This window comes from Azorhizobium sp. AG788 (genome assembly GCF_004364705.1).
Lineage (GTDB): Bacteria > Pseudomonadota > Alphaproteobacteria > Rhizobiales > Xanthobacteraceae > Azorhizobium > Azorhizobium caulinodans.
On the sequence record NZ_SOBM01000002.1, the window covers coordinates 635,899 to 661,697 of the forward strand.

At 66.7% G+C, this 25,799-nt stretch carries 25 protein-coding genes; 10 read left to right on the forward strand and 15 right to left on the reverse strand.

The genetic code is table 11. The features are described from left to right. Positions 1–15: 15 nt before the first annotated feature. The 6 genes from fusA to DFO45_RS07105 all read right to left on the reverse strand — a co-directional run bounded on the left by fusA (position 16) and on the right by DFO45_RS07105 (position 5,500). Positions 16–2,091: an elongation factor G gene (gene fusA, locus DFO45_RS07080; protein ID WP_012171081.1), complete on the reverse strand. Its 2,076-nt coding sequence runs from the start codon at positions 2,089–2,091 to the stop codon at positions 16–18. A gap of 18 nt (positions 2,092–2,109) precedes the next feature. Next, the gene (rpsG, locus tag DFO45_RS07085) at positions 2,110–2,580 is read right to left on the reverse strand and encodes a 30S ribosomal protein S7 (RefSeq protein ID WP_012171082.1); all 471 of its coding nucleotides are present in this window, start codon (positions 2,578–2,580) and stop codon (positions 2,110–2,112) included. A 17-nt stretch (positions 2,581–2,597) separates the two neighbouring features. Then, a complete protein-coding gene (gene rpsL, locus DFO45_RS07090) occupies positions 2,598–2,969 on the reverse strand; it encodes a 30S ribosomal protein S12 (protein ID WP_012171083.1) in 372 nt (123 codons plus the stop codon). A gap of 464 nt (positions 2,970–3,433) precedes the next feature. Then, complete coding sequence (locus DFO45_RS07095) at positions 3,434–4,054, reverse strand: hypothetical protein (RefSeq protein WP_133864308.1); 621 nt, start codon at positions 4,052–4,054, stop codon at positions 3,434–3,436. Continuing rightward, positions 4,054–4,863 (reverse strand): TPM domain-containing protein, encoded by an 810-nt coding sequence (locus DFO45_RS07100; RefSeq protein ID WP_133864309.1) that lies wholly within the window; start codon positions 4,861–4,863, stop codon positions 4,054–4,056. The genes DFO45_RS07095 and DFO45_RS07100 overlap by 1 nt, the downstream gene beginning before the upstream one ends. 31 nt (positions 4,864–4,894) lie before the next feature. Then, positions 4,895–5,500 carry a LemA family protein gene (locus tag DFO45_RS07105; protein ID WP_133864310.1) on the reverse strand — a complete coding sequence of 202 codons (606 nt, stop codon included), beginning with the start codon at positions 5,498–5,500 and terminating at the stop codon, positions 4,895–4,897. Between the two features lie 118 nt (positions 5,501–5,618). On the opposite strand from DFO45_RS07105, the gene DFO45_RS07110 reads away from it, so the two are divergent. Beyond that, positions 5,619–5,915, forward strand: a complete 297-nt coding sequence (locus tag DFO45_RS07110) for a GIY-YIG nuclease family protein (RefSeq protein WP_133864311.1) — start codon at positions 5,619–5,621, stop codon at positions 5,913–5,915. Positions 5,916–5,945: 30 nt separating this feature from the next. Here the strand turns inward: DFO45_RS07110 and DFO45_RS07115 are convergent, their stop codons facing one another. From DFO45_RS07115 to fumC, 3 genes are all read right to left on the reverse strand, one after another. Further along, a complete protein-coding gene (locus tag DFO45_RS07115; RefSeq protein WP_043879330.1) occupies positions 5,946–7,643 on the reverse strand; it encodes a HAMP domain-containing methyl-accepting chemotaxis protein in 1,698 nt (565 codons plus the stop codon). 452 nt (positions 7,644–8,095) lie between these two features. Then, complete coding sequence (locus DFO45_RS07120) at positions 8,096–8,722, reverse strand: ParB-like protein (RefSeq protein WP_166657068.1); 627 nt, start codon at positions 8,720–8,722, stop codon at positions 8,096–8,098. A gap of 82 nt (positions 8,723–8,804) precedes the next feature. Continuing rightward, complete coding sequence (gene fumC / locus DFO45_RS07125) at positions 8,805–10,196, reverse strand: class II fumarate hydratase (RefSeq protein WP_012171090.1); 1,392 nt, start codon at positions 10,194–10,196, stop codon at positions 8,805–8,807. 266 nt (positions 10,197–10,462) lie between these two features. Here fumC and DFO45_RS07130 point away from each other — a divergent pair, with 266 nt between their 5' ends. The 7 genes from DFO45_RS07130 (at position 10,463) to DFO45_RS07160 (ending at position 17,532) form a co-directional block, all read left to right on the forward strand. After that, positions 10,463–10,651, forward strand: coding sequence for a DUF4169 family protein (locus DFO45_RS07130; protein ID WP_012171091.1), 189 nt, complete (start codon positions 10,463–10,465; stop codon positions 10,649–10,651). Further along, positions 10,648–10,926 (forward strand): ribbon-helix-helix domain-containing protein, encoded by a 279-nt coding sequence (locus DFO45_RS07135; RefSeq protein WP_012171092.1) that lies wholly within the window; start codon positions 10,648–10,650, stop codon positions 10,924–10,926. Before DFO45_RS07130 ends, DFO45_RS07135 begins: the two co-directional genes overlap by 4 nt. Before the next feature lie 195 nt (positions 10,927–11,121). Next, positions 11,122–12,252 carry an FtsH protease activity modulator HflK gene (gene hflK / locus DFO45_RS07140; RefSeq protein WP_133864314.1) on the forward strand — a complete coding sequence of 377 codons (1,131 nt, stop codon included), beginning with the start codon at positions 11,122–11,124 and terminating at the stop codon, positions 12,250–12,252. After that, positions 12,249–13,181, forward strand: coding sequence for a protease modulator HflC (gene hflC, locus DFO45_RS07145; RefSeq protein WP_133864315.1), 933 nt, complete (start codon positions 12,249–12,251; stop codon positions 13,179–13,181). Before hflK ends, hflC begins: the two co-directional genes overlap by 4 nt. Before the next feature lie 13 nt (positions 13,182–13,194). Then, a complete protein-coding gene (locus DFO45_RS07150; protein ID WP_012171095.1) occupies positions 13,195–13,386 on the forward strand; it encodes a DUF2065 domain-containing protein in 192 nt (63 codons plus the stop codon). Between the two features lie 250 nt (positions 13,387–13,636). Then, positions 13,637–15,127 (forward strand): DegQ family serine endoprotease, encoded by a 1,491-nt coding sequence (locus DFO45_RS07155; RefSeq protein WP_043879331.1) that lies wholly within the window; start codon positions 13,637–13,639, stop codon positions 15,125–15,127. A gap of 320 nt (positions 15,128–15,447) precedes the next feature. Next, positions 15,448–17,532, forward strand: a complete 2,085-nt coding sequence (locus DFO45_RS07160) for a methyl-accepting chemotaxis protein (protein ID WP_133864316.1) — start codon at positions 15,448–15,450, stop codon at positions 17,530–17,532. 56 nt (positions 17,533–17,588) lie between these two features. Here the strand turns inward: DFO45_RS07160 and serB are convergent, their stop codons facing one another. After that, on the reverse strand, positions 17,589–18,488 hold the full coding sequence (serB, locus tag DFO45_RS07165) for a phosphoserine phosphatase SerB (protein WP_133864317.1): 900 nt from the start codon (positions 18,486–18,488) through the stop codon (positions 17,589–17,591). Between serB and miaA the strand changes: the two genes are divergently transcribed. Beyond that, positions 18,487–19,425, forward strand: coding sequence for a tRNA (adenosine(37)-N6)-dimethylallyltransferase MiaA (miaA, locus tag DFO45_RS07170; protein ID WP_133864318.1), 939 nt, complete (start codon positions 18,487–18,489; stop codon positions 19,423–19,425). The genes serB and miaA overlap by 2 nt on opposite strands. Here miaA and DFO45_RS07175 read toward each other — a convergent pair whose 3' ends face one another. Then, positions 19,426–20,271: a ferric reductase-like transmembrane domain-containing protein gene (locus DFO45_RS07175; RefSeq protein ID WP_133864319.1), complete on the reverse strand. Its 846-nt coding sequence runs from the start codon at positions 20,269–20,271 to the stop codon at positions 19,426–19,428. A gap of 217 nt (positions 20,272–20,488) precedes the next feature. Between DFO45_RS07175 and thyX the strand changes: the two genes are divergently transcribed. Next, positions 20,489–21,430: an FAD-dependent thymidylate synthase gene (gene thyX, locus DFO45_RS07180; RefSeq protein ID WP_133864320.1), complete on the forward strand. Its 942-nt coding sequence runs from the start codon at positions 20,489–20,491 to the stop codon at positions 21,428–21,430. A gap of 35 nt (positions 21,431–21,465) precedes the next feature. Here the strand turns inward: thyX and DFO45_RS07185 are convergent, their stop codons facing one another. Genes DFO45_RS07185 through DFO45_RS07200 form a run of 4 tightly spaced genes read right to left on the reverse strand, consistent with a single transcriptional unit; the run spans position 21,466 to position 25,641 of the window. After that, positions 21,466–22,947, reverse strand: coding sequence for an amidase (locus DFO45_RS07185; protein WP_133864321.1), 1,482 nt, complete (start codon positions 22,945–22,947; stop codon positions 21,466–21,468). Positions 22,948–22,949: 2 nt separating this feature from the next. Continuing rightward, positions 22,950–23,732, reverse strand: a complete 783-nt coding sequence (locus tag DFO45_RS07190) for an ABC transporter permease (RefSeq protein WP_012171103.1) — start codon at positions 23,730–23,732, stop codon at positions 22,950–22,952. Continuing rightward, entirely contained in the window at positions 23,729–24,553 is an 825-nt protein-coding gene (locus DFO45_RS07195; RefSeq protein WP_012171104.1) for an ABC transporter ATP-binding protein, read from the reverse strand. Before DFO45_RS07195 ends, DFO45_RS07190 begins: the two co-directional genes overlap by 4 nt. Beyond that, positions 24,550–25,641: an ABC transporter substrate-binding protein gene (locus tag DFO45_RS07200; RefSeq protein ID WP_012171105.1), complete on the reverse strand. Its 1,092-nt coding sequence runs from the start codon at positions 25,639–25,641 to the stop codon at positions 24,550–24,552. Before DFO45_RS07200 ends, DFO45_RS07195 begins: the two co-directional genes overlap by 4 nt. Between the last annotated feature and the right edge of the window lie 158 nt (positions 25,642–25,799).

A 25,799-nucleotide genomic window follows, 5' to 3' on the forward strand; every position in this document is an offset into this window, starting at 1 on the left:
AAGGACTTAAGAAGTTCAGGCGTATTTCGCCTGAACCTCCTGAGCGACGTTCGACGGCACCTGCTCGTAGTGGTCGAACTGCATGGTGAAGGTCGCGCGGCCCTGGCTGAAGGAGCGCAGGGTGTTCACGTAACCGAACATGTTCGCCAGCGGGACCATGGCGTTCACGACATTCGCGTTGCCGCGCATGTCCTGGCCCTGGATCTGGCCGCGACGGGAGTTGAGGTCGCCGATGACCGAACCCGTGTAATCCTCGGGGGTCACGACCTCGACCTTCATGATCGGCTCGAGCAGAACCGAGCCGCCCTTCTGCAGGGCTTCACGGAAGCCGGCACGAGAGGCGATTTCGAAGGCCAGGGCCGACGAGTCGACTTCGTGGAAGGCGCCGTCGGTGAGCGTCACCTTGACGTCCACCACCGGGAAGCCGGCGATGACACCCGCGCCGAGCACGCTCTCGAGGCCCTTCTGGACGCCCGGGATGTACTCCTTCGGCACCGCGCCGCCGATGATGGCGCTTTCGAACTCGAAGCCCTTGCCGGCCTCGTTCGGCTCCACCGTGAACTTGACCCGCGCGAACTGGCCGGTACCACCGGTCTGCTTCTTGTGGGTGTAGTCCACCTCGGTCTTCTTCGTGAGGGTCTCACGATAGGCGACCTGCGGAGCGCCGATGTTGGCGTCCACCTTGTAGGTGCGCTTCAGGATGTCGACCTTGATGTCGAGGTGCAGTTCGCCCATCCCCTTGAGGATGGTCTGGCCGCTCTCGTGGTCGGTCGACACGCGGAAGGACGGATCTTCGGCGGCGAGCTTGGAAAGCGCGATGCCGAGCTTCTCCTGGTCGGCCTTGGACTTCGGCTCGATCGCGATCTCGATGACCGGCTCGGGGAATTCCATCTTCTCCAGGATCACGGCCTTCGCGGGGTCGCACAGCGTATCGCCGGTGCGCACTTCCTTGAGGCCGGCCAGGGCGACGATGTCACCCGCATAGGCTTCCTTGATGTCTTCCCGGTTGTTCGCATGCATGAGCAGCATGCGGCCGACGCGCTCGCGCTTGTCGCGGGTCGAGTTGAGGAGGCCCATGCCCGCTTCCATCACACCCGAATAGATGCGGCAGAAGGTGATGGTGCCGACGAACGGGTCGTCCATGATCTTGAACGCGAGCACCGACAGGGGCTCCTCGTCCGAAGGCTTGCGAACCGTCTCTTCCTCGGTCTTGAAGTCGATACCCTTGATCGCGCCGCGATCGATGGGGCTCGGCAGATAGTCCACGACGGCGTCGAGCAGGGGCTGCACGCCCTTGTTCTTGAACGCCGAGCCGCAGAAGACCGGGTTGAACTTGCGGCCGACGACCGCGAGACGGATCAGGCGCTTCAGCGTCGCCTCGTCCGGCTCCTGGCCGTCGAGATAGGCGGCCATGGCATCGTCGTCGAGCTCGACGGCGGCCTCGACCAGCTTGTTGCGATATTCAGCGGCCTTGTCGGCGAGATCGGCGGGGATCTCCTCGTCGTGGAACTTGGCGCCGAGCGCCTCGTCTTCCCACACGACCGCCTTCATGCGCACCAGGTCGATGATGCCCTTGAAGTTGTTCTCGGAGCCGATCGGCAGCTGGCAGCACACGGGGTTGCCGGCCACGCGGTCGATGATCATCTCGACGCAGCGGTAGAAGTCCGCGCCGGTCTTGTCCATCTTGTTGACGAACACGATGCGCGGGACGTTGTACTTGTCGGCCTGGCGCCAGACGGTTTCCGTCTGGGGCTCAACGCCCTGGTTGCCGTCCAGCACGCACACCGCACCGTCGAGCACGCGCAGGGAGCGTTCGACTTCGATGGTGAAGTCCACGTGCCCGGGGGTGTCGATGATGTTCAGGCGCTTGCCCGACCAGAAGGCGGTCGTCGCAGCAGAAGTGATCGTGATGCCACGCTCCTGCTCCTGCGTCATCCAATCCATGGTGGCAGCGCCATCATGGACTTCGCCGATCTTGTGGCTCTTGCCGGTGTAATAGAGGATCCGCTCCGTGGTCGTGGTCTTTCCGGCATCAATGTGGGCCATGATGCCGAAATTGCGGTAGTCCTCGATGGCGTGCGTACGCGGCATGACTGAGGTCCTCTCCGATCACCAGCGGTAGTGCGAGAAGGCGCGGTTGGCTTCCGCCATCCGGTGCGTGTCTTCGCGCTTCTTCACGGCGTTGCCGCGATTGTTGGCCGCATCGAGCAGTTCGGCGGAGAGACGCTCCACCATGGTCTTCTCGTTGCGGGCACGGGCCGAGGCGATGAGCCAGCGGATCGCGAGGGTCTGGCGACGCTCGGTGCGCACTTCGACGGGCACCTGGTAGGTGGCGCCGCCGACGCGGCGGGACCGCACTTCCACGGCGGGAGCGACGTTCTCGAGCGCGGTCACGAACAGATCCAGCGGATTGCTCTTGGCCTTGGCTTCGACCACGTCGAGCGCACCGTAGACGATGCTCTCGGCGACCGACTTCTTGCCGTCGCGCATGATGGAATTCATGAAGCGCGACACGATGATGTTGCCGAACTTGGCGTCCGGAATGACTTCGCGACGCTCAGCCTTGTGACGACGAGACATTGTTCAGGCTCCCCTTATCACTTCGGCCGCTTCGCGCCGTACTTCGAACGACGCTGCTTACGGTTCTTCACGCCCTGGGTATCCAGAACGCCACGCAGGATGTGATAGCGCACACCCGGAAGGTCCTTCACGCGGCCGCCGCGGATCATGACCACGGAGTGCTCCTGAAGGTTGTGACCTTCGCCGGGGATATAGCCGATCACTTCGTAGCTGTTGGTCAGCCGCACCTTGGCGACCTTACGAAGCGCCGAGTTCGGCTTCTTCGGGGTCGTGGTGTAGACGCGGGTGCACACGCCGCGCTTCTGCGGGCTCGACTGAAGAGCGGGTGCCTTGTCCCGGGCCTTCTGCGCTTCCCGCGGCTTCCGGATCAGCTGGTTGATCGTCGGCATGTAGCCTTCGCCTCGTCCTGACCTGCGGCTTGCGCCGCATCCAATGTTTCGCGCCCCTTACGGACCGCAACGGTTCGGCGACCGAGGTCGCCAACGAAAAATTCGCGCCGGCGGGAAAATTCCCATCGGCGGGACCACGAACGAAAAGCGCTGTCCGCTGCTGGTCACAGCGGGCGCGCCCGTTCGCGACAGAGGATCACGAAACTCAATCCCCTTTCGGGAACCGGCGCCGCGATCGTGCACCTGACTTTCTCAGTGCTGTACCTGGCAGCGTATCGGTGAACCGATCGGGGCCTGACTGAACCCATCCCGCAGGATGTTGCTCAAGACTGCCACTCCGATCGCGTTGGGACACCGACGCCTGCCGCGAAAGTGGGTGGTGTCTAGCGTCCCCCCTGCCCCGCGTCAAGGGCCGAGATGCCGCCAGCGCTTATTTTCCGCGCACTCCAGCCATGCAATCGCGCTCACGCGAAGATCACATGATCGGGCAGTTCGTTGCGGTCCTGCGCGCTCGCGGGAAAGGTTTCGGAAAGCCTTATGCCGGCTTGGTTAACGCCGGCTGCCAAGGCACCGGAAAGATCGCCGTCCGCCGCCGCTTTCGATACCACCGCACAGACCTCCTCGCAAACGCCGGGGCCCAGTTTTGCGAGGATGGTCTCGTCCGCCACCACCTCGATGAGGCGGTCCGGCGCAGCAGCAAGAATCATGAGTCCGGTCCGGGACTCAGTGAGATGGATGCCGAGGGCCAAGAATCGGTCGAGCGCCGCCGCCCGCGCCGCAGCCCGTCTCACGGCCGGCGGAACGGTGCGGCGGGCGAGCGCCGGCACCGACAGCAGGGCCAGAAGCGCGAGGAAGATGAGGCCCTGCACCGCCAACAGCGGAATGGGGCGCAGCGGCACCGCCAGCACCAGCAGCCAGGGCAGAGCGAGCGCAGCCAGCGCCGCCCAGAGCACCGGATAGAAGGTATGGCGGATGAGCGGGCGGGAGAGCACCACCACCCGGATTTCCGCGCTGGTCTGCGCCTCGGCGGCGCGGACGGCGGCGAGGATGCGCTCGCGCGCGGCGTGATCGAGCACAGGGGTCATCACCATCCTCCCGAAGCGCCGCCGCCGCCGGACGAGCCGCCCCCGCCGGAGAAGCCCCCGCTCGAACTGCCGCCGCCCCCGCTGCTCTCCCAGCGCCAGCTCGAGGAGGAGGCGCCCACGCCGCTGCCGACGGAGAAACCACGCCCCCGGCCGCCGCCGAACCAGATGATCAGAAGGATCACCACGACAAGAATCACGAAGATGACGAACAGCACCATCCCGTCGTCGCCCACCGCCGTTGCCGGGGCGCCGGCCGCCCGCTGGCGGGCCTCCTCGGGATCGAGATTGAGGATTTCCAGCACCGCCTCGGCGCCGGCCACGATGCCGGCCGGCATGTCGCCCTTGCGGAAGGCTGGCAGGATGGTGGTCTGGATGATGGTGCTGGCGACCGCATCGGTCAGGATGCCTTCGAGCCCATAACCCACCTCGATGCGTACCTTGCGCTCGTTCGGCGCCACCAGCAGCAGCACGCCGTTGTTCTTCTTCTCCTGTCCCAGCTTCCAGAAGCGGAACAGGCGGTTGGCATAGTCCTCGATCGAGGTGCCCTGCAGAGAGGGCACGGTGGCCACCACGAACTGATCGCTGGCCTTGGCCTCCTGCGCGGCGAGCTTGCCGTCGAGCATGGCCCGCGTGGTGGCGGGCAGGACGTTTGCCGCGTCCACCACCCGCCCGCTGAGTGCCGGAAAGGAGAGATCCGCCAAGGCCGGCGCTGCCACGGCGACGAGAACTGCCGCGAGCAGGATCAAGATGCCCGCCAGCGGCCCCGGAACGCGCAGCGGGCGGCGCGGGAAGGCGGCGGGCGGGTTCATGCGGGGCCGGCTCATGGCGCGTACCGCCCGCTCAGAACTTCACCTTGGGCACCTGCATCTGCTGCTCGGAGATGGTGAAGGTCTCCATGGGCTTGTTGTTGCGGTAGAGCGTCGAGGCCCAGATGGCGCCGGGGAAGGTCTTGAGCTCGGTGTTATAGACGCGCACCGCCTCGATATAGTCGCGACGTGCGACGGCGATGCGATTCTCCGTCCCTTCGATCTGCGACTGGAGCGCGAGGAAGTTCTGGTTCGACTTCAGGTCCGGATAAGCCTCGCTCACCGCCAGCAGCCGCCCGAGGGCGCCGGAAAGCTGGGTCTGGGCATCCTGGAACTGCTTGAACTGTGCGGGATCTGTGATGGTGGAGGCATCGACGCGCACGGAGGTCGCCTTGGCGCGGGCCTCGACCACCTGCGTCAGCACGTCCTTCTCCTGCTGGGCGTAGCCCTTCACCGTCTCCACGAGATTGGGGATGAGGTCGGAACGGCGCTGGTACTGGTTCAGCACGTCGCTCCACTTCGCCTTGGCCTGTTCCTCGGCGGTGGGAATGCCGTTGATGCCGCACCCACCGAGGGCCAGCCCGAGGGTCAGCAGAAGGACCGGCAGGCGGAGGCGGGTGGCAAGGCGCGAGGCGGACATGGGCGTCTCCCTGGGACACGAACGGCTGCCCCTTATAACGCCCCTGCGTGACTGGAACCACGCCGCACCCGATGGCACAAACAGGACGCCATCCGCCCCGCCTTCAGCCCCTTGCGACATGTCCGATTCTTCCACGCTGCCCTGCCCCTGGTCCGCCTATCTCGTCGAATGTGGCGACGGCTCGCTTTATTGCGGGGTGGCGATCGATGTGGAGCGGCGGATGCGCGACCACGCGACGCCCAAGGGCGCACGCTATGTGCGCGGGCATGGCGGCGTGAAGCGCCTACTCTGGTCGCGTCCCTTCGCCTCGCGTGGCGCCGCGCTCAGGGCAGAACTGCGCATCAAGGCCCTGCCCCGCCGGGCCAAGCTGGACCTTGCCGCCACCGGGGCCATGCCCGGCGGCTGGCCGGAGTGAGCGGCGCGCGCCCGCACGCCGCTCCGGATCTCACGCCGCGTTAAGGTCGCGGACGAAGGTCTCCACCACCGACCGCAAGTCCGTCGCCTGGGCCGAGAGACCCTGCGAGAGGCTGAGCAACTGGTTGGAGGCCGCCCCCGTCGCCTGCGCGGCCCGGCCGACGCCGGTGATGTTGTCGGTCACTTCCTGCGTGCCCGTGGACGCCTGCTGGCAGTTCTGGGCGATCTCGCCCGTCGCTTCGCCCTGCTGCGCCACCGAGCCGGAGATGGCCGAGGAGATCTCCTTGATGTTGGTCACCACCCGGATGATCTCCGCCATGGAGGCCACCGTGCCGTTGGTGGCGGACTGGATCTCCTCCACCTTCTGCGAGATGTCGCTGGTGGCCTTGGCGGTCTGGGAGGCCAGTTCCTTCACCTCCGAGGCGACGACCGCGAAGCCCTTGCCCGCGTCGCCGGCACGGGCGGCCTCGATGGTGGCGTTGAGAGCCAGCAGGTTGGTCTGGTCGGCGATGGACTTGATGAGGTTGATGACCTCGCCGATGTCCGCCGCCGCCCTAGCGAGTTCGCTGATCCGCTGGTTGGAGGCATCGGCCTCGCGGAAGGCGAGATCCGCGACCGTGGCCGAATGGCTCACCTGCGCCGTGATCTCCCGCACCGAGGCGGCCAGTTCCTCCGAAGAGGCCGCAACGGTCTGCACATTGGTCGCGGCCTGCTCGGCGGCCGCAGCCACGGCCTGCGCCTGCTGCGCGGTCTGGTCGGCCGAAGCGGACAGATCGCGGGCGGCGTGTGCCACCTCGCCGGACGAGCCCGCGAAGCTGGAGGCGAGCTCCTTCATGCGGGCGACGAAATTCTGGGCCAGCGCCTCGCGCCGGACCATGGTCTGGCGCTCCACCTCTTCGCGCTCCTGCTGGGCCCGGCGCAGAACCTCCGCCTCGGAGAGCTGGCCGCGCAGATGCTCGAGCGAGGTCGCCATGGCGCCGATCTCATCCTTGCGGGTGGTGCCGGCGACCGGGGTGCCGAGCTTGCCCTGCCCCATGTCGGCCATGGCGCCCATCATGGTGCGGATCGGAGCGACGATGCCGCTGCGCACCAGCAGGATCGCCACGGCGATCATGGCGAGGGTGGCGCCGGCGATGCCAAGCAACGTCACCAGGGCCGAGTGGCGGGTCTGCGCCTGGAGCGTCGCGCGGATGGCATTGCTTTCGGCGGTGAGCTTGCCATTGAACTCGACGGTGGCGGCGATCACCGCATTGATGGCCGGTTCGCAGCGCGCCGACATGAGCGCACCGGCGCGGGCGATGGAATCGAGCGAGGTCTCGGTGGTGGCGATCCGGACCACCTCCCCGCACTCATTGGCGACGACGGTGGTGAGCCGGTCGCGCAACTGGGTGATCTCGGCGCGCTTGTTCGGCACGGCGTCCGCGCCTTCGTCCATCAGTTCGCCGAAGCGCTTCATGGAAGCCTTCAGGGCGGCAGCCGCTTTCACATTGTCATCGTCCGAGGTGGAGATGATGGCGCGCATGATGTCCGTGCTGACGGTCGCCGCCGAACGGGCCGAACGGGCGATCTTGTTGATGGCGGTCTGCGGACCGTCCGCCAGCTCGCCGTATGCGCTGTCGATGCTGGACATGGTGGAGGTGGAATAGAGCGCGCCGCCGAGGCTGATCACCCCCAGCAACGCGAGCAGAACCACCACCTTCCAGGTCATGGGAAGATTTGCGTAGCTCATGGCGTCCCCCGTGTTTTGTTGCGAACGTTGGCCGTCGCTTTTGCCCGGCACCCTCGCAAGCCATCCGTCGTAGCGCCAGCTTGGCGCTCTCATGCACAGCAAGCTATCGACGGTAAGTGCCCACGATAAGTGCAGATAAAAACCATCATCGGGCATTCATTTCCAATGTGGTGCTATTTTTAATTCATCTTGGAAGACTGCCTGCATATTTTTTGCGCCGCAAGAATAAGCACGCGCCCGATCTTCCGCAGCGGCAAATTCCCTGCGTGGGCAGCGGCGCGGACTTGCCCGCCGGCCTACCCGGTGCTCGGTGGCAAACAGCCGACGGTGCACCTCGACACCCCGGCGGCACGCATGGAGGCAGGGCATACACCCCACCATCTTGTTTTGAGGTTTTGAGAATCGCACGCGCCGCGCCGCGAGCGCCTCTGGCACGAGCCGGGGCCGGCGCGTCAGTCCCTGGACGTGTCGCCGAGATAGCCGGGCAGGTCCTGGGCCTCGTCGAGACGGGCGAGCTTGATGGCGAGGTCGCGGGCGAGATCGAAATCGGTCTCGATCAGACGCTTCGACATGAACGAGCGGAAATACTCGCCCCACATGAATTCCTTGAACGGCGTCTCGTCATCGTCCCGGAAGGCGGGGCCGCGCACCGAGCGGGCGAGCGTGCGCCACGGATTGTCCGTGAGGTCGCGCACATGGTTCGGAATGCGGGCATAGGGCCGCCGGTTGCCGTCGGCATCAATGGGCCAGCAATTGCCCTCGCGCTCCATCTCTTCCCAGAAGGCGGTGCGGTCGAGATGGGACCAGTCCGCCTGGCGGGACAGGTCCAGATACACCTCCTTGAAGCCGGCCATCAGAGCGGCGCGGCAGAGATGATGGTGATCGATCAGATAGAGCTGGTTGCCGGGCCCGCGCACGCAGGGGATCGGCTTCTTGCGGAAGAGCGCCTCGGCCTCCTCTTCGCCCATGGCCATCATTTTCTTGGCCCGCCGGGCGACCTCCTGCATCCCCAACGTGAGCTGGGTGGGGTGCAGATCGTCGATGGCAACGGATTCGAGATGGTCGGGCAGGCTGGCCATGACGCGCTTCCGGAACATGAGACGAAAAAGGGGTGCGGCGACCGGCGCCGCACCCCCATGAACGCAATCGGCCTGAAACGGATCAGCCGGGAGAGATCATGTTCTCCGGACGGACGACCGCGTCGAACTCCTCGTTCGTCACATAGCCGCCGCCGACCGCTTCCTCGCGCAGCGTGGTGCCGTTCTTGTGGGCGGTCTTGGCGATCTTGGCGGCCGCGTCATAGCCGATCTTCGGCGCCAGCGCGGTGACCAGCATCAGGGAGCGCTCGAGGCCCGCCTTGATGTTGTCCTCGCGCGGCTCGATGCCGACCACGCAGTGCTCGGTGAAGCTCACCGCCGCATCCGCGATCAGGCGCACCGACTGCAGGAAGTTGTAGGCCATCACCGGGTTGAACACGTTCAGCTCGAAATGGCCCTGGCTGCCGGCGAAGGTGAGCGCGGCGTTGTTGCCGAACACCTGCACGCAAACCTGCGTCAGCGCCTCGCACTGGGTCGGGTTCACCTTGCCCGGCATGATGGACGAGCCGGGCTCGTTCTCCGGCAGGGCCAGCTCGCCGAGGCCGGAGCGCGGACCCGAGCCGAGGAAGCGGATGTCGTTGGCGATCTTGAACAGCGAGGCGGCCACCGTGTTGATGGCGCCGTGCGAGAACACCATGGCGTCATGGGCGGCGAGCGCCTCGAACTTGTTCGGAGCGGTGGTGAAGGGCAGGCCGGTGATGGCGGCGATCTTCTCGGCCACCTTCTCGGCAAAGCCCACCGGTGCATTGAGGCCGGTACCGACCGCCGTGCCGCCCTGGGCGAGCTGCATCAGCGCAGGGAGGGTGGATTCGATGCGGGCGATGCCGTTTTCCACCTGCTTGGCATAGCCGGAGAATTCCTGGCCGAGCGTCAGCGGGGTTGCGTCCTGCGTGTGCGTGCGGCCGATCTTGATGATCGAGGCCCACTGCTTCGCCTTGGCGTCGAGGGCGCCGTGCAGCGTCTTCAGGGCGGGAAGCAGCCGGTGCACGATCTCCTCCGAGCAGGCGACATGCATCGCCGTCGGATAGGTGTCGTTGGACGACTGGCTCATGTTGACGTGGTCGTTCGGGTGCACGGGCTTCTTGGAGCCCTTCTCGCCGCCCAGCATCTCGATGGCGCGGTTCGAGATGACCTCGTTCGCGTTCATGTTGGACTGGGTGCCCGAGCCGGTCTGCCAGACCACCAGCGGGAAATGGTCGTCGAGCTTGCCGTCGATCACTTCCTGGGCGGCCGCGACTATGGCGTCGGCGATCTTGCCGTCCAGCTTGCCGAGGTCACGGTTGGCCTCGGCGGCGGCGCGCTTCACGATGCCGAGAGCGCGGACGACCGGAAGCGGCTGGCGTTCCCAGCCGATCTTGAAATTGCCGTAGGATCGCTGCGCCTGCGCGCCCCAATAACGGTCCGCCGGCACCTCGATGGGGCCGAAAGTGTCAGTTTCGACGCGGGTGGCACTCATGGTCCGGTACTCTCCTTGGACTGTCCAGCGGCCAGGCTTCTAGCACACGTCATCAGAAGTCCGTGAGCGCCGGGCGCGATCAAAATAATTGCAGGGAGGTACCTAATGACGCCGGGATCGGTAATTTTGGCCCTAGCTTCGCGGCGCAGGCGGATGACAATGCGAGTCCGCGCACTATGTGATGGTAACGTCGGACTGGGTTCGGATCAGGACGACGCGCGTTAACCCGGCTCGGTTGGGGGCCAGAGTCGAGACTGAGAAACACTTTGGGCGACGTCGTGAACCTCAATAAGGCCCGCAAGACGCGGGCCCGACAGCAGGCGCAGGCCGAGGCTGCCGAGAACCGGATCCGGTTCGGGCGCACCAAGGCCGAGCGTGAAGCTCAGGCCGCGCAGGAACGCCTGCAGGCCAAGCGCCTGGATGGTCACGCCCGCACCGAAAGGGAAGAATCATGAAAAGCCCCGTGGTGAAGAGATCCATCGTTATTGCCGGTCACAAGACCAGCGTGAGCCTGGAGGACGCCTTCTGGGATGCGCTCAAGGAAATCGCGGGGCAGCGGCGCCTGACCCTGTCCGACCTGGTGGCGACCATCGACTCCGGCCGCAATCAGGGCAACCTGTCGTCCGCGATCCGGCTGTTCGTGCTGGACTATTATCGCGGCACCGCGAATGCCGCGCGCGGACACAGCATGGGCGAACGCGTCGGAGCCGGCAGCGCTACCGTTGCGTAATCGCATAGTAGTTCCTATCTGAATGCATGAGGCGCGCGCCGCGTTGAAAGGGGACGCGCGCTTTTCTATAACCTGCCCGCCGGCTCGCGGGGCTCGGCGCGTCCATGGGGCGCGTGTGCCCAGACCGCGAAGCGGTGGCAGAGTGGTACAGGTCTGGACCGCCGCCATCGCGCGGCGCTCCTACGGGAGTCGACGATGTCGTGGAAAAATCAGGGCGGTGGCCCCTGGGGAAATGGGCCGCGGGGGCCCTGGGGTCAGGGACCGAACAATTCCGGACCGACGCCTCCAGACATTGAAGACATCATCCGCCGCAGTCAGGACCGCCTGCGGCACATGCTCCCGGGCTCCATGGGCACCAAGGGCGCAATTCTTCTGGTCGCTCTGGTGGTGGCCGGCTGGCTCCTCTCCGGCTTCTACCGCGTCGAGCCCGACGAGCAGGGTGTCGTCCTGCGCTTCGGCCGCTTCGTGCAGCTCACCCAGCCGGGCCTCAACTATCACCTGCCCTACCCGATCGAGACCGTGCTGACCCCCAAGGTCACGCGCGTGAACCGCATCGACATCGGCATGCGCCTCGCCGAGGACACCCGACGCAACGCCACCGTGCTGCGCGACGTTCCCGAGGAGAGCCTGATGCTCACCGGCGACGAGAACATCGTCGACGTGGATTTCGCCGTCTTCTGGGTCATCAACAACGCCGAGCAGTATCTGTTCAACGTGCAGAACCCCGAAAGCACCATCAAGGCGGTGGCCGAGAGCGCCATGCGCGAGGTGGTCGGCCGCAACAACATCCAGCCGATCCTCACCGGCGCCCGGCAGAACATCGAGACCGGCGTGCAGGACCTGATGCAGCGGGTGCTCGACAGCTACAGCGCCGGCGTGAAGATCACGCAGGTCCAGCTCCAGAAGGTGGACCCGCCGGCGCAGGTCATCGACGCCTTCCGCGACGTGCAGGCCGCCCGCGCGGACGCCGAGCGCGCCCAGAACGAGGCGCAAACCTACGCCAACCGCGTCGTGCCCGAGGCGCGAGGCGAAGCCGCCCGCATCGAGAACGGCGCCCAGGCCTACCGCGAGCGCACCGTGGTGGAAGCCCGCGGCCAGGCCGAGCGCTTCCTCAAGATCTACGATGAATATGTGAAGGCGAAGGACGTGACGCGCGAGCGCATGTATCTGGAGACCATGGAACGTGTGCTCGGCGGCACCGACAAGGTGATCGTCGACCAGAGCGCCAGCCGCAGCGGCGGCGTGGTGCCCGTGCTGCCGCTCAACGAGCCGGCCCGCCGCGCCCCCGCCCCCACCGGCCCGCAGACCCAGGGAGCCGCCCGATGAAAAACTCTTTCCTCGGCGGCGGCATCCTCGTCGTCTTCCTCATCGTGGTGATTGGCCTCTATTCTTCGGCCTTCACCGTGACCCAGAACCAGCAGGCGCTGGTGCTGCGCCTCGGCAATCCGCGGCCGCCCATCACGACGCCGGGCCTGCACTGGAAGGTGCCGTTCATCGACACGGTGGTCTATCTGGACAAGCGCATCCTCGACCTCGAGAACCCCTCGCAGGAAGTGATCGCCTCGGACCAGAAGCGCCTCGTGGTGGATGCCTTCGCGCGCTACCGCATCTCCGATCCGCTCAAGTACTATCAGGCGGTCGGCACGGTTGAGGGCGCCAACTCCCGCCTCGCCACCGTCCTCAACTCGGCCCTGCGCCGCGTGCTGGGCGAAAGCACCTTCACCCAGGTGGTGCGTGACGAGCGCGAGGGCCTCATGGCCCGCATCAAGGAGCAGGTGAACCGCGAGGCCTCCAACTTCGGCATCACGGTGGTGGACGTGCGCATCCGCCGCGCGGACCTGCCGGACGCCAATAGCCAGGCTGTGTTCCAGCGCATGCAGACGGAACGCCAGCGTGAGGCGGCCGAGATCCGCGCCCAGGGCGGCGAGGCAGCCCAGCGCACCCGCTCGCGTGCCGACCGCGAGGTGACGATCCTGATCGCCGAAGCCAACTCCCGGGGCGAGGCCGTGCGCGGCCAGGGCGATGCGGAGCGCAACCAGATCTTCGCCCAGGCCTATGGGCGCGATCCGGAGTTCTTCACCTTCTATCGCTCGCTCCAGGCCTACGAGCAGTCGATCAAGGCTTCCGACACCCGTCTCGTGTTGAGCCCGGAGGCGGACTTCTTCCGCTTCCTGCGCAACCCGCAAGGCACACGGGGCCCGGTCGGCGCGGCCCCGGCGGACAGCGTCACGCCCGTTCCCGTTCCGGCCCGCTGAAGGTCAGGGAAACGTGCGCGATCTCGTCGCCGCCCTCGGGCTCGTGCTGGTCATCGAGGGCCTCAGCCTCGCGGCGTTCCCCGCCGCGTGGCGCCGCGCCATGAAGGCGATCCTGAAGGCGCCCGAACAACCCATGCGCATCGCCGGCCTCGTGGCCGGCGTCGTCGGTGTGGTGCTCGTCTGGCTCGTCCGGGCGCATTTTTAGCCGGGGACCCGGCCTCCTCCGCCATGGTGGTGCCGCAGTGCTTCCGATCATCGGACGCTGCGCCACCCGGCCCGCTTGCGTCCGCCGTGCCGGGACCGCGCCCCGTTGCGGCGCAGCGCGGAGGATTGACGTTCCGTTCACCCGAGCGTGACTCTCGTCCAACGCGTTTTTGAAGTCTCATTGCCCTTCGCGGGGGATGGTGCTTCCGTGCCAGTTCGTCATCGAAAGTCCGGGTCCGCGAGGAGATCCCATGTTCCGTATCGATCGTTTGCGCGCTGCGATGGCCGCCCCTGCGCTGGCGCTTGCCCTGGCCGTATCCGGCCCCGTGCATGCCGCTGCCAGCAAGGGGCCGGACACGGTCGCGGATGTCGCTGAGAAGGTGATGGATGCGGTGGTGAACATCTCCACCTCGCAGAACGTCGCCCCGTCCCGCAGCGTGCCCGCCCCGCAGCTCCCGCCCGGCTCGCCCTTCGAGGATTTCTTCGACGAGTTCTTCAAGCGCCGGCAACAGCAGGATGACGGCGACCAGGAACAGTCGAACCGCCGCCCCCGCCGCGTCTCGTCCCTTGGCTCGGGCTTCGTCATCGATCCGACCGGCTACATCGTGACCAACAATCACGTCATTGCCGACGCGGACGAGATCTACGCCAATTTCAACGACGGCACGAAGCTCAAGGCCGAACTCGTCGGCCGCGACACCAAGACCGACCTCGCCCTGCTGAAGGTGAAGCCCGAGAAGCCGCTGGTGTCCGTGAAGTTCGGCGACAGCGACAAGATGCGGGTCGGCGATTGGGTGATGGCCATCGGCAATCCGTTCGGCCTCGGCGGCACGCTCACGGTGGGCGTCATCTCCGCCCGCAACCGCGACATCAATTCCGGTCCCTACGACAACTTCCTGCAGACGGACGCGGCCATCAACCGGGGCAATTCCGGCGGCCCGCTGTTCAACATGGAAGGCGATGTGATCGGCGTGAACACCGCCATCATCTCCCCCTCGGGCGGCTCCATCGGCATCGGCTTCGCCGTGCCCTCCTCCACCGCCGGCCCGGTGATTGCCCAGCTCCAGCAGTTCAAGGAAGTGCGGCGCGGCTGGATCGGCGTGCGCATCCAGAACGTCTCCGACGAGATCGCCGAGAGCCTCGGCATCGGGAAGGCGCGCGGCGCGCTGGTGGGCGGCCTCAATGACGACAACAGCCCGGCGGCCAAGGCCGGCGTGAAGGCCGGCGACGTCATCGTCAAGTTCGACGGCAAGGACGTGAAGGATGTCCGCGACCTGCCCCGCATCGTGGCCGACACGCCAGTGGGCAAGGAAGTGGACATCGTCGTCCTGCGCAAGGGCAAGGAAGAGACCCTGAAGATCACGGTCGCCCGCGCCCCCGAGGAGGAGAAGACCGCCGCCGACAAGTCCAAGCCCCAGAGCGCGGACGCCGACAAGCCGGTGGTGAAGAAGGTGCTCGGCCTCGAGGTCGCCAGCATCACCGACGACCTGCGCCGCCGCTTCAAGATCAAGGACACGGTGAAGGGCGTGGTCATCACCTCCGTGGACCGCAATTCCGCCGCCGCCGACAAGGGCCTCAAGGCCGGTCAGGTGATCGTGGAGGTGGGCCAGGAGCCGGTCTCCGCCCCGGCCGACCTCCAGAAGCGCGTGGACGCGCTGAAGAAGGACAACAAGAAGTCGGCCCTGCTGCTGATTTCCGATGGCGAAGGCCAGGTCCAGTTCGCGGCCGTGCCGCTCAACTGACGGCGGCGTCCGGCTCGAACGCCAGCCCCCCTGAAATGCGATCCGCGGCGCGCCATTGGCGCGCCGCTTTGCGTTTGGCCGGTCGAATCGAAGGCCACGGCAATGCGGCGATGGTTTCTCGCCGTCCCGAATGCACAGATCGGAACGCCCCCCTGTTCGGAGCTCCGAGAGAACGGGTCGGGCCCGTCCCTGACGAAAAACATATATCAAAAGTAGATTATAGAGCCATTTTCACACCGAATAATTGCAAATTCAGACAATTCCAGCTTCAGGCAAGGTGACTGATAGACAGTCTCACAAGTAATAAGTTGGAGAGTTTTATGCGCATCCGGGGGATATTCCTCATATGCATCTCAACGCTGGGCGCCGTGGCGCTGGCGGGAAGCATCATGTTCGCCGTGGGCGAATGGCAGCGATGGCAATCGGCCATCAGCGCCCAAGCCTTGATGCAGGTGCTCGCAAATCTTTCCTATTCCACCGAGCGTTTCGGACTTGAGCGCGGTGACTTCAACCAGATGCTGCTCGGCGAAAGCGCGGCATCGGAAGCGCAGATCGCGACCACCAAGAAGAATATGGGCCGCACCGACGAAACGTTGGCTGCGGCGAAGACGCTCGCCGCATCCCTGCGACCGGCGGACCGCGCGATCGCCGAAGGGGCGATCACCAAGGCCATCGCGGACCTGCGGAAACTGCGGGATGATGCGTGGGAAGAAGCGAGAAAGCCCCGCGACAGCCGGAATCCCGCCGTCACGAAGAACTTCCTCCCCTCCGCCGCAGAACTGCTGCGCTCCGTGACCTCCCTTATGGAGGCCCTGGAACTGCGGATCGGCGACGAAGATCCGGCCATGGAAAGCTATGTCTCTGTGGCCCGTCTCTCGTCGGCGATGCGGGATGCAGGTGGCCGCCGTTCCGCGGTGGTCCTGCTTTATCTCGGCTCCGGGAAAAAGTTCACGCCGGCGCAGCTTGAACAGTTCCTCATGCTCGACGGTGAGGCCGAAGCCTATTGGGCCATGGTCAAGCACGCGGCCAAGCCGCTGGAAAATGTCCCCGGCATCAAGGAATCGCTCGCCACGGCCCAGGACCAGTTCATCGGCGTCGGAGGCCGCATCACCCGCCAGATTTATGCCAGCGGGATCTCCGATACGCCCCCGCCGATGACCCTCCCGGAGTTTCGCGCGCAGATCGCGCCTCCGCTGATCAAGGCTCTGGCGCCTCGCGATGCTGCCTTTGCTGCCGCCCAGATTCAAAGCGAACAGAATATCAGCAACAGCCGCACCGGCTTCATTCTCGCCTGCCTCTTCATGTTGGCCATCGTCGGTGTCGTCGCGGGCTTTGCCGTCTTCATCACCCATCGTGTGGTGAGGCCCATCCGCACCCTGGCCAGCGGCATCGAGAGCATTTCGAAGGGCGAGTTTGACGTGGAAATCCCGGGCCTCGACCGCAAGGATGAGGTAGGGGAGATCGGCCGTGCCGTGGAAATCTTGCGGGGCAACAGCCAGGAAATGGTGCGCCTGCAGGAAGAGCAGGTGTCGCTTCGCGCCCAGGCCGAGGAAGAGCGGCGCCGGGCATTCGATCTCGTGGCCGACGAGCTCGGCAGCGTGGTCGGCGAGATCGCAGGCGTGGTGTCCACCGCCTCGGAGGGCCTTCAGGCGTCCGCCCAGAGCATGCTGACCATGGCGGAACAGACGTCCAGCCGATCCGACGTCGCCAGCCGGGCGTCCGAGGAAGCCAACAAAATGGTGGGCGCCGTCGCCACGGCCGCCGAGGAGCTGTCCGCCTCCGTCTCGGAGATCGGCTCCCAGGTGAAGGAATCCGCCCGTGTCGCCAGCATTGCGGTGACCGAAGCCAACGCTGCGGCCTCCAAGGTCAACACCATGTCAGAAGCCGCCCGCCGCATCGGCGACATCCTGAGTCTGATCAGCAACATCGCTGGCCAGACCAACCTGCTGGCGCTCAACGCGACCATTGAAGCGGCCCGTGCGGGCGAGGCGGGTCGCGGCTTCGCCGTGGTGGCTTCCGAGGTGAAGAATCTCGCGGAACAAACCTCCAAGGCCACGGCGGAAATCGAAGCTCAAATCTCCACCGTTCAGGGCGCCACGGACGAAGCGGTATCGGCCATCACCGGCATTGCGTCGACCATCGGGCGCATGAACGAAATCTCCAACACCATCGCGTCGGCGGTGTCGCAGCAGACGGCCGCGACGAACGAGATCGCCCATTCCATCTCGCGCGCCTCTCAGGGGGTGCGCGATGCCTCCGAGAACATGGCGGAGGTCAATCAGACGGCGGCGGAGACGGGAACGACCGCCACTCAGGTGCTCGGCGCCTCCACCGATCTGTCCCGCACGTCGGGCGAACTGCGCCGGGCGACGGAGAACTTCGTCGCCCGCATCCGCAGCGCCTGAGCCCGCTCCAGCCCCCGGCCCTGCCGGGGGCTTTGCGTGCCACCTGAAGGTCCGGGTCAGCCCTCGCGGAAATCGTCGCGGTGGTAGCCCTGCATATAAAGGAGCGCGGTGAGGTCCCCATGGTCCACACGGGCCTTGGCTTCCGCCGCCACCTTGGGCTTGGCGTGATAGGCGACGCCGAGACCGGCTTCCCCCAGCATGGCGAGATCATTCGCCCCATCGCCCACGGCCATCGTCTCCGAGGGCGAAAGGTGCAGGCGGTCGCGCAGCTCCACGAGGGTCGCGAGCTTGGCTTCCTTGCCAAGGATCGGCTCGGTCACGGTGCCGGCGAGCTTGCCGCCGTCCGTCTCCAGAATGTTGGCGCGGTTCTCGTCGAAGCCGATCATCTGCGCCACCGCGCCGGTGAACAGCGTGAAGCCGCCCGAGACCAGCGCCGTATAAGCCCCGTTCGCCTTCATGGTGGAAACGAGCGCCTTGCCGCCCGGCATGAGGGTGATGCGCTCGCGCAGGACATCATCCACCACCTCGGCGGCGAGGCCCTTCAGCAGCGCCACGCGCTCGCGGAGCGCCGGCTCGAAGGCGATCTCGCCCCGCATGGCCCGCTCGGTGATGGCGGAGACATGGGCCTTGAGGCCGACGAGATCGGCCAATTCGTCGATGCATTCCTGCCCGATCATGGTGGAATCCATGTCCGCGAGGAACAGGCGCTTGCGCCGCCCGGCCGCAAGCTGCACCACCACATCCACCGGCGCGCCGTCCAGCGCGGCGCGGACCTGATCCTCCAGGCCGTGGACAGAGACGTCGGCGGGCGGGTCGAAATGGATCTCGCTCGCCACGTCGGCATTAAGAGTGATGGGCTCGTCCGCCCCGGGCAGAACCGCGCGGGCGGCAGCCACCACCTCGCGGGTTATGGCGGGGTGGGCGGGATTTGAGATAAGTGTCGCGACATAGACCATGGGACTGCGGGACTCTGAAGCATTGAAACCATTGGCGGTGCTCATCGCAGGTCCAACGGCCAGCGGCAAGTCGGCGCTGGCGCTGGATCTGGCGGAACGGACCGACGGCGTCATCATCAACGCCGATTCCATGCAGGTTTATGGCGATCTGCGCATTTTGACCGCCCGGCCGACGCCGGAGGAGGAAATGCGGGTGCCCCACCGCCTCTACGGCCACGTGGACGGCGCCGCCGATTATTCCGTCGCGCGCTGGATCGCCGACGCGGCGGCGGCGATGGCCACCGCCCGCGCCGAGGGGCGCCTGCCCATCGTCATCGGCGGCACGGGCCTTTATTTCCGGGCGCTGACGCGCGGCCTTGCCCCTATCCCAGAGATCCCCGAGGAGGTGCGCCAGCGGGTGCGGCGCATGGCCGAGGACGAGGTGACGGTGGTGCTGCATGCCCGCCTCGCCACCCGTGACCCGGAAGCCGCCGTGCGCCTGCAGCCGCAGGATCGCCAGCGCATCCTGCGGGCGCTGGAGGTGTTCGAGGCCACCGGCCAGCCGCTCAGCCAGTGGCAGCGCGCCACCCACCGGCCGGTGCTGGAGGAGGCGGCCGCCGTGCGCTTCGTGCTGGAGGTGGAGCGCGAAACGCTGCGGGGTCGCATCGACCGCCGCTTCGAGACCATGATGGAGGCCGGCGCGCTGGCGGAGGTCGAGCGGCTGGCCGCACGCGCGCTTCCGGCGGACCGGACCATCCTCAAGGCCCACGGCGCCCCTGCCCTCACCCGCTATCTGCGGGGCGAGATGTCGCGGGCGGACGCCATCGCGGAAGGCCAGAACGACACCCGCCGCTATGCCAAGCGGCAGGTCACGTGGTTCCGCCACCAGATGCCGGACTGGATGCGTGGCACGCCTGACACCGCGCTCGAGCAGCTGACCGGGGCGCTCGGCCTCTGATCAGGCGCGCGCCCGCGCCACCTTCGCGGGCGGAAGCACCTTGAGACGCACCGTGCCGGCGAGCGCAACGCCGAGCCCCGCTGCCAGCACCCACAGCGCGGGGCTGATGCCGAGCCCCGGCTGGAAATTGGCCTGCGCCACCAGCCACGGGCTGACACCAGTGAAGAGGCCGTACCAGGCGATCTCCAGCAGCGCCGTCAGCACGGCGCTGAGGCCCGCCAGCGCGAACAGAGCGAGGGGGCCGACCGCATTGGTGCGGCGGTGCCAGAGGCGATAGGCGAACAGCCAGATCAGCAGGCCGGTGGTCAGCACCGCCTCCGTCACATCCAGCTTCGACTGGATGAAGAAGTGAACGCTGGCGAGGATGGCGATGCCATAGACCGTGGCGTGGAGCGCATTCCAGCGCTTGCCGCCCATCCGGCGGATCACGCTGTCGAAGGAGGTGGCGCCGAGCGCCACGAGGAAGGCGACGCCGACGGCGCCAATGGTGAGATAGAAGCGCAGCACGATCTCCCGCGCCACCGTGCCGATGTTCCAGCCTTGGTCCATCGCATAGAGGCCGAGGTGCAGGAGCGCGTAGCACATGGCGGCGACGCCGAGGATGCGGCGGGCCAGCACGAGTTTCGGCCAGTGGAAGATGCGCCGGGCCGGCGTGACGGCGAGACTCACGAGCAGCAGGCGGATGGCCCAGAGGCCTGAAAAGTGAATCGCCGCCGAAACCGGCCGCGCGCCCAGATCGCCTGCCACCGCCCACGCACCGAGCCAGATGGCCGGCAGCACGCTACCGACCAAGGCCAGCGTCTTCTCGGGGCTGAATTTTCCGTTGCGCTCGTGAAACAGCGACATGCGCTCACCTGACCTCGTGCGAAACCTGCTTCTACTACGTCAAGCCGCGTGGCCTTGTTACGGCTGCCCCTTGCAAAATGCCGTGAGGCCATTTGATCCGGCAATCCCAACGGCTTCGGCGACACTCATGCACACGGGAGGACTATGCCGCAGCCGCTCGCCGCTTGCTCATCGCTTGCGGGCGTCCTAAGGCGAGAGAACGATCACGAGGACCGCCATGAGCATCACCGGCCAGCAACTCGAGGACATCCGCCAGGCGCGCGCGACGACCACGGCCACCCTGCGGCCGACCGTGCCGGCGCTGGAGGAGGTGCTCTATGAGCCCATCCCGCTGCTGGACCACGGCTTCCTCCGCGTGATCGATTATATGGGCGACGACAATGCCGTGGTGCAGGCCGCCCGCGTCTCCTACGGGCGCGGCACCAAGAAGGTGAGCGAGGATCGCGGCCTCATCATGTATCTGATGCGGCACTGGCACACGACGCCCTTCGAGATGGCCGAGATCAAGTTCCATGTGAAGCTGCCCATCTTCGTGGCGCGCCAGTGGATCCGCCATCGCACCGCCAGCGTGAACGAATATTCCGCCCGCTATTCCATCCTCGACAAGGAATTCTATCTGCCGGCGCCGGAGCAGCTCGCCGCCCAATCGAGCGCGAACCGGCAGGGGCGCGGCGACGTGCTGGAGGGCGAGGAAGCCCAGCGCGTGCTCGACCTGCTGCGCGGCGATGCCGAGCGCACCTATGCCGACTATGCCTGGATGCTGAACGAAGGCACCGAGGAGCAGCCCGCCGATCCCGACCGCTCGGGCCTTGCGCGCGAACTCGCCCGCATGAACCTGACGCTGAACACCTATACTCAGTGGTATTGGAAGACCAATCTTCACAATCTCATGCACTTCCTGCGCCTGCGGGCCGATCCGCATGCGCAGTACGAGATCCGCGTCTATGCGGAGAAGATGCTGGACATCATGAAGCGCTGGGTGCCGATCACCACGGAAGCCTTCATCGAGCACCGCATGGAATCGGCGAGCCTCTCGCGCACGGCGCTGGCGGCGGTGAAGCGCATGATCGCCGGCGAAACGGTGACGGCGGCCACCAGCGGCCTCTCCGCCCGAGAGTGGCGGGAACTCGCCGCCACCCTCGGCCTCCCCGAGGCCTGATCCATTTCTGACGGGCGACCCCGCCCGTCAGCGCCTCACGCGAAATCGGGCGGGCGGCGGAAGCCGTAGAGCTCTTCGAGCGCGGCGGCGAAGGCGATGGGCGTGCGGTCCTCCAGATAGGGACCGACGATCTGCACACCCACGGGAAGGCCATCTGCCGTCTCGCCGATGGGCGCCACACTCGCCGGCAGGCCCGCCAGCGTAGCGATGCCGGCCCAGAAGAGCTGGTCGTTATAATCCGCCTGCCGGCCGTTGATGGTGAGGGTGCGCGCCTCGCGGGGGCGATCCTCGTCCAGCGGGAAGGCGGCCCCGGTGGTCACTGGCGCGAGCAGCACGTCATAGCTTTCGAAGAAGGCGGCCCAGGCCCGCTGGATGGCGGCCCGGCGCTCCTGAATACCGAGCCACGCCCGGTGGCTCTGGGTCAGTGCCCGGTCGGATTCGGCCACATAGGAATGGTCGTCCGCGGCGGTGGTCTTCAGGCGTGCCAGAGCCGCGTCGACGGCTGCCTGCGGCGGGCGGGCGCTCGCGGCCCCGCGCAGCACCTGAAGCAGCACATGGTGGTGCTCGGCATCGTCGAAATCCGGCCGGGCGTTGTCGTTCACATTCACGCCCTCGGCGCGCAGGCGCTCCACCAGCGCCCTGAGACGCGAGGCATAGGCCTCGTCCACCTCGGCGATGGACGAGCCGTAGAGGACCGCGACACGGAAATCCTTGAGCTTGCGGGCGCGGGGCTCGCGCAGCTCCAGCCGCCAGGCGATGGCATCCGGCCCGGCCGGGCCGGCGAGGATGCCGAGCAGCAGGTCGAGATCGCCCGCCGAACGCGCCATTGGGCCGGAGGTCGAGACCTCGTTGCCAATGGTGCTGCCCGGCCGGTCATTGCCCGCCTGCGGCACCACATGAATGCTGGGCCGGTGGCCGAACACGCCGCAGAAATGGGCGGGCATGCGCACGGAGCCGCCCGCATCGCTCCCCAGCTCGGCCGCCGTGAAGCCCGCCGCCAGCGCCACCGCCGAGCCGCCCGAGGAGCCGCCCGGCGTCACGTCACGCCGCCAGGGATTGTGCGTGGTGCCATGGATGGCGTTGTAGCTCTGCCAGTCCAGGAGATGAATCGGCACATTGGTCTTGCCGAAGACGATGGCCCCGGCATCGAGAAGCCGCTGCACCACGACGCCCGTCGCCTCCGGCCGGAAATCGGCGGTGGCCGGATCGCCCCAGGTGGTGGGCCAGCCGGCGATATGGTGGGATTCCTTCACCGTCATGGGCAGGCCGTGCAGCGGCCCCCAGCTCTCGCCGCGGGCGCGGGCGGCGTCGGCGGCGTCCGCACGAGCACGGGCAGCCTCGGCCTCCAGAAAGATCACCGCATTCAGCGCCGGATTGTGGCGCTCGATCCGGCCGAGATAGAGCTCCAGCAGGGCGCGGGAGGTGACGTCGCCGCGCCGCAGAGCCTCCAGCAGATCGACGGCCGAGGCGAAGGCGAGCGCCTCGGGCGCCGGCAGGATGGTGTCGGAACGGGTCATGCTCAAACCTCCTCGGACGGAGCCGCGGTGCGCCCGCCCTCCCAGAAGACGATGCGCTTGGCGATGAAGCGCATGAGGCTCGATCCCGCCATGCCGATGGCGGCGAGGATGAGGACGCCCGCGAACATGGTGCTGACGCTCATATTCACCGTGGCCGAGCCGATGAGATAGCCGAGCCCCTGTTCGGAGGCGATGAACTCACCCACAACCGCGCCGATCAGCGCCAGCACAATGCCGATCTGGAGGCCGGCGAAGATGGAGCTCGCCGCCGAGGGCAGCTTCACATGCAGGAAGATGAAGGCCCGCGAGCGGTTGAAGGAGCGGCACATCTCCACCAGCTCGGGATCGGTGCGGCGGATGCCGACGATGGTGTTCACCAGCAGCGGAAAGAAGCAGAGCAGCGCCACCAGCACCACCTTCGACATCAGCCCGAAGCCGAACCAGACGAGGATGAGCGGCGCCAGCGCCACCTTGGGCATGGATTGAACGGCGACGATGAGCGGGAAGACGAACTTCTCGAACGTCTCCGATTCCGCGATCAGGATGCCCACCACCACCGCCGCGAGGCTCCCGATGGCATAGCCCGTGAGCGTCGAGAGCAAGGTGAAGCGGATGTGCGGCCAGTAGCTGCCGTCCACCAGCCCGCCATAGAGGGTCGAAAAGACCGCGCCCGGCGGCGGCAGGAGATAGGAGGGCAACCCGCCGGGTCGGGTGGCGAAGGCCCAGGCCGCAATCACCAGCGCCAGCGTGATGAGCGGGTAGAGGATGGATTGCACGGTCTTCATGACGCCCTCCGCGCCGCACCCGCCAGATCACGGAACAGGCGGCGCAGTTCGTAGGCGATGGTGTTGAACTCGGACGAGGTCAGCGTCTCGATGGTGCGCGGGCGCGGCAGCGGCACGGCGACGTCCGCCACCACCTTCGCCGGCCGGCCGGCCAGCACCACCACGCGATCCGCCAGCAGCACCGCCTCGGGAATGGAATGGGTGACGAAGAGCGCCGTCTTGCGGCCCGCCATCCAGATGCTCTGGAGTTCCAGCGAGAGATCCTCGCGGGTCATGGCATCGAGCGCCGCGAAGGGCTCGTCGAGGATGAGGAGGCTCGGATCATGCAGCAGCATGCGGGCAATGCCCACGCGCTGCGCCATGCCGCCGGAGAGCTGGAAGGGATAGGCGCCGGCCACATCCGACAGGCCCACCAGCGCCAGCAGCCGGTCCGCCTGCGTCCGTGCCTCGGAACCGGCGGCGCGGGCAAAGCCGGCGGGCAGCAGCACATTGTCCCGCACAGTGCGCCAGGGCAGCAGCGTTGGCTTCTGGAACACCATGCCGATGTCCTGCCGCGGGCCGGTGATGGGGCGTCCGTCGAGGCGGATCGCGCCGCCTGTCGGGCGTTCGAGACCGACGACGAGGCGCAGCAAGGTGGACTTGCCGCTGCCGGAGGGACCGAGGATGGCGACAAACTCGCCATCCCGCACGTTCAGCGACAGCCCCTCCAGCACCTTGCGGCCCGTCCTGCCGTCATAGCCGAAGGCGACATCGGAGAGGACGAGGCGGCCGTCCGGCGCTCCGCCGGGGACACCGGCGGGCGCGGCGGGCTCCATCTTCATGGCAGGGCCTTGGCGCGGGCGATGAGGGCAGCGCGGTCGAACTTGGAATATTCCGGCACGAACTGGTTGCTGAAGTAGGTCTCCAGCGGGATGTCGGCGGTGGCGAACTCGCCGTATTCATGCATCGCCTTCACATAGGCGCGGATGATCTCGAGGTCGAAGGCGCCGGGCACGCGGTCCTTGCCCTGCGCGTCACGCACCGTGAGGGCGAGCCGGCGCTTCAGGATCTCCACGTTGTCGGCAAGCGCCTTGTCCGCATCGCCCTGAGGCTTGGCCTGCGGATTGCGCTTCCAGAAGGCCTCGACGCAGGCCTTGGGATTGGCGTCGCAGGCCACCACCGCCTGCGCATAGGCGCGGCCGAAGCGGGCGATGAGGTCCGGCTGCTGCTTCACCGTGTCGGCATGGGTGAGGAAGCCGTTGACGATCATGTTGGCGAACACGGGCGGATAGGGAAGGCGCCGCGCCTTGGTGCCTTCCAGCTCCATGAGGTCGATCCAGGTGCTGTTGAAATTCAGCGCCTCGACCCGGTTCTCGCGCAGGGCATGGAAACCCGAGCCCAGATTGCCCACGGCGACGATGGAGACGTCTTTGCCCGGCTCCAGCCCCTCGCTGCGCAGCAGGGCGCGGGTCTGCGGGATGGTGCCCCAGGTCAGCGCCCCGACGCCGATCTTGCCGCCCTTCAGATCCTTGATGCTCTTGATGTCGGAGGAGGCGAGGACGGACAGCTCGAGGGAATTGTACGGGTTGGCGTTATAGACATAGGTCAGCGGCAGCGGCGGCTCGCCCGGCTTGTGGGCGGCGAGCAGTGTCTCGGGCAGCGGGAAGCCGAAGGTCACCTTCTTCTGCAGAAGCTGGGGCACGATGGCTCCCGCCCCCTGCAGCACCACGCTCTCCACCTCGATGTTCTGCTCCTTGAACAGGCCCAGCTCATCGGCGATCGCATAGACGCCGCCGTCCGTGATGGTCGGGGGAATCGCGAGACCGACCAGGACCTTGTCGGCGGCTGAGGCGGAGGCTGTGGGCAGAACGGCGGCGGCGAGGCAAACGGCGGTCGCGAAGCGAAGGGCCGTTCCGAGCAAAGGCTTCATCCCTGTCTCCTGAACGAGTCCGGCAAGCCGGAAGCAGTAAGAACGCATGCTATATAATTCATGGATTATATCATATAGGCCCGACTGACGCGGCGGCGCGAGTCTGCGCGCGCAGAATATCGGACGCATTCCGGTACGCCAGTCACGTCAAAACACCA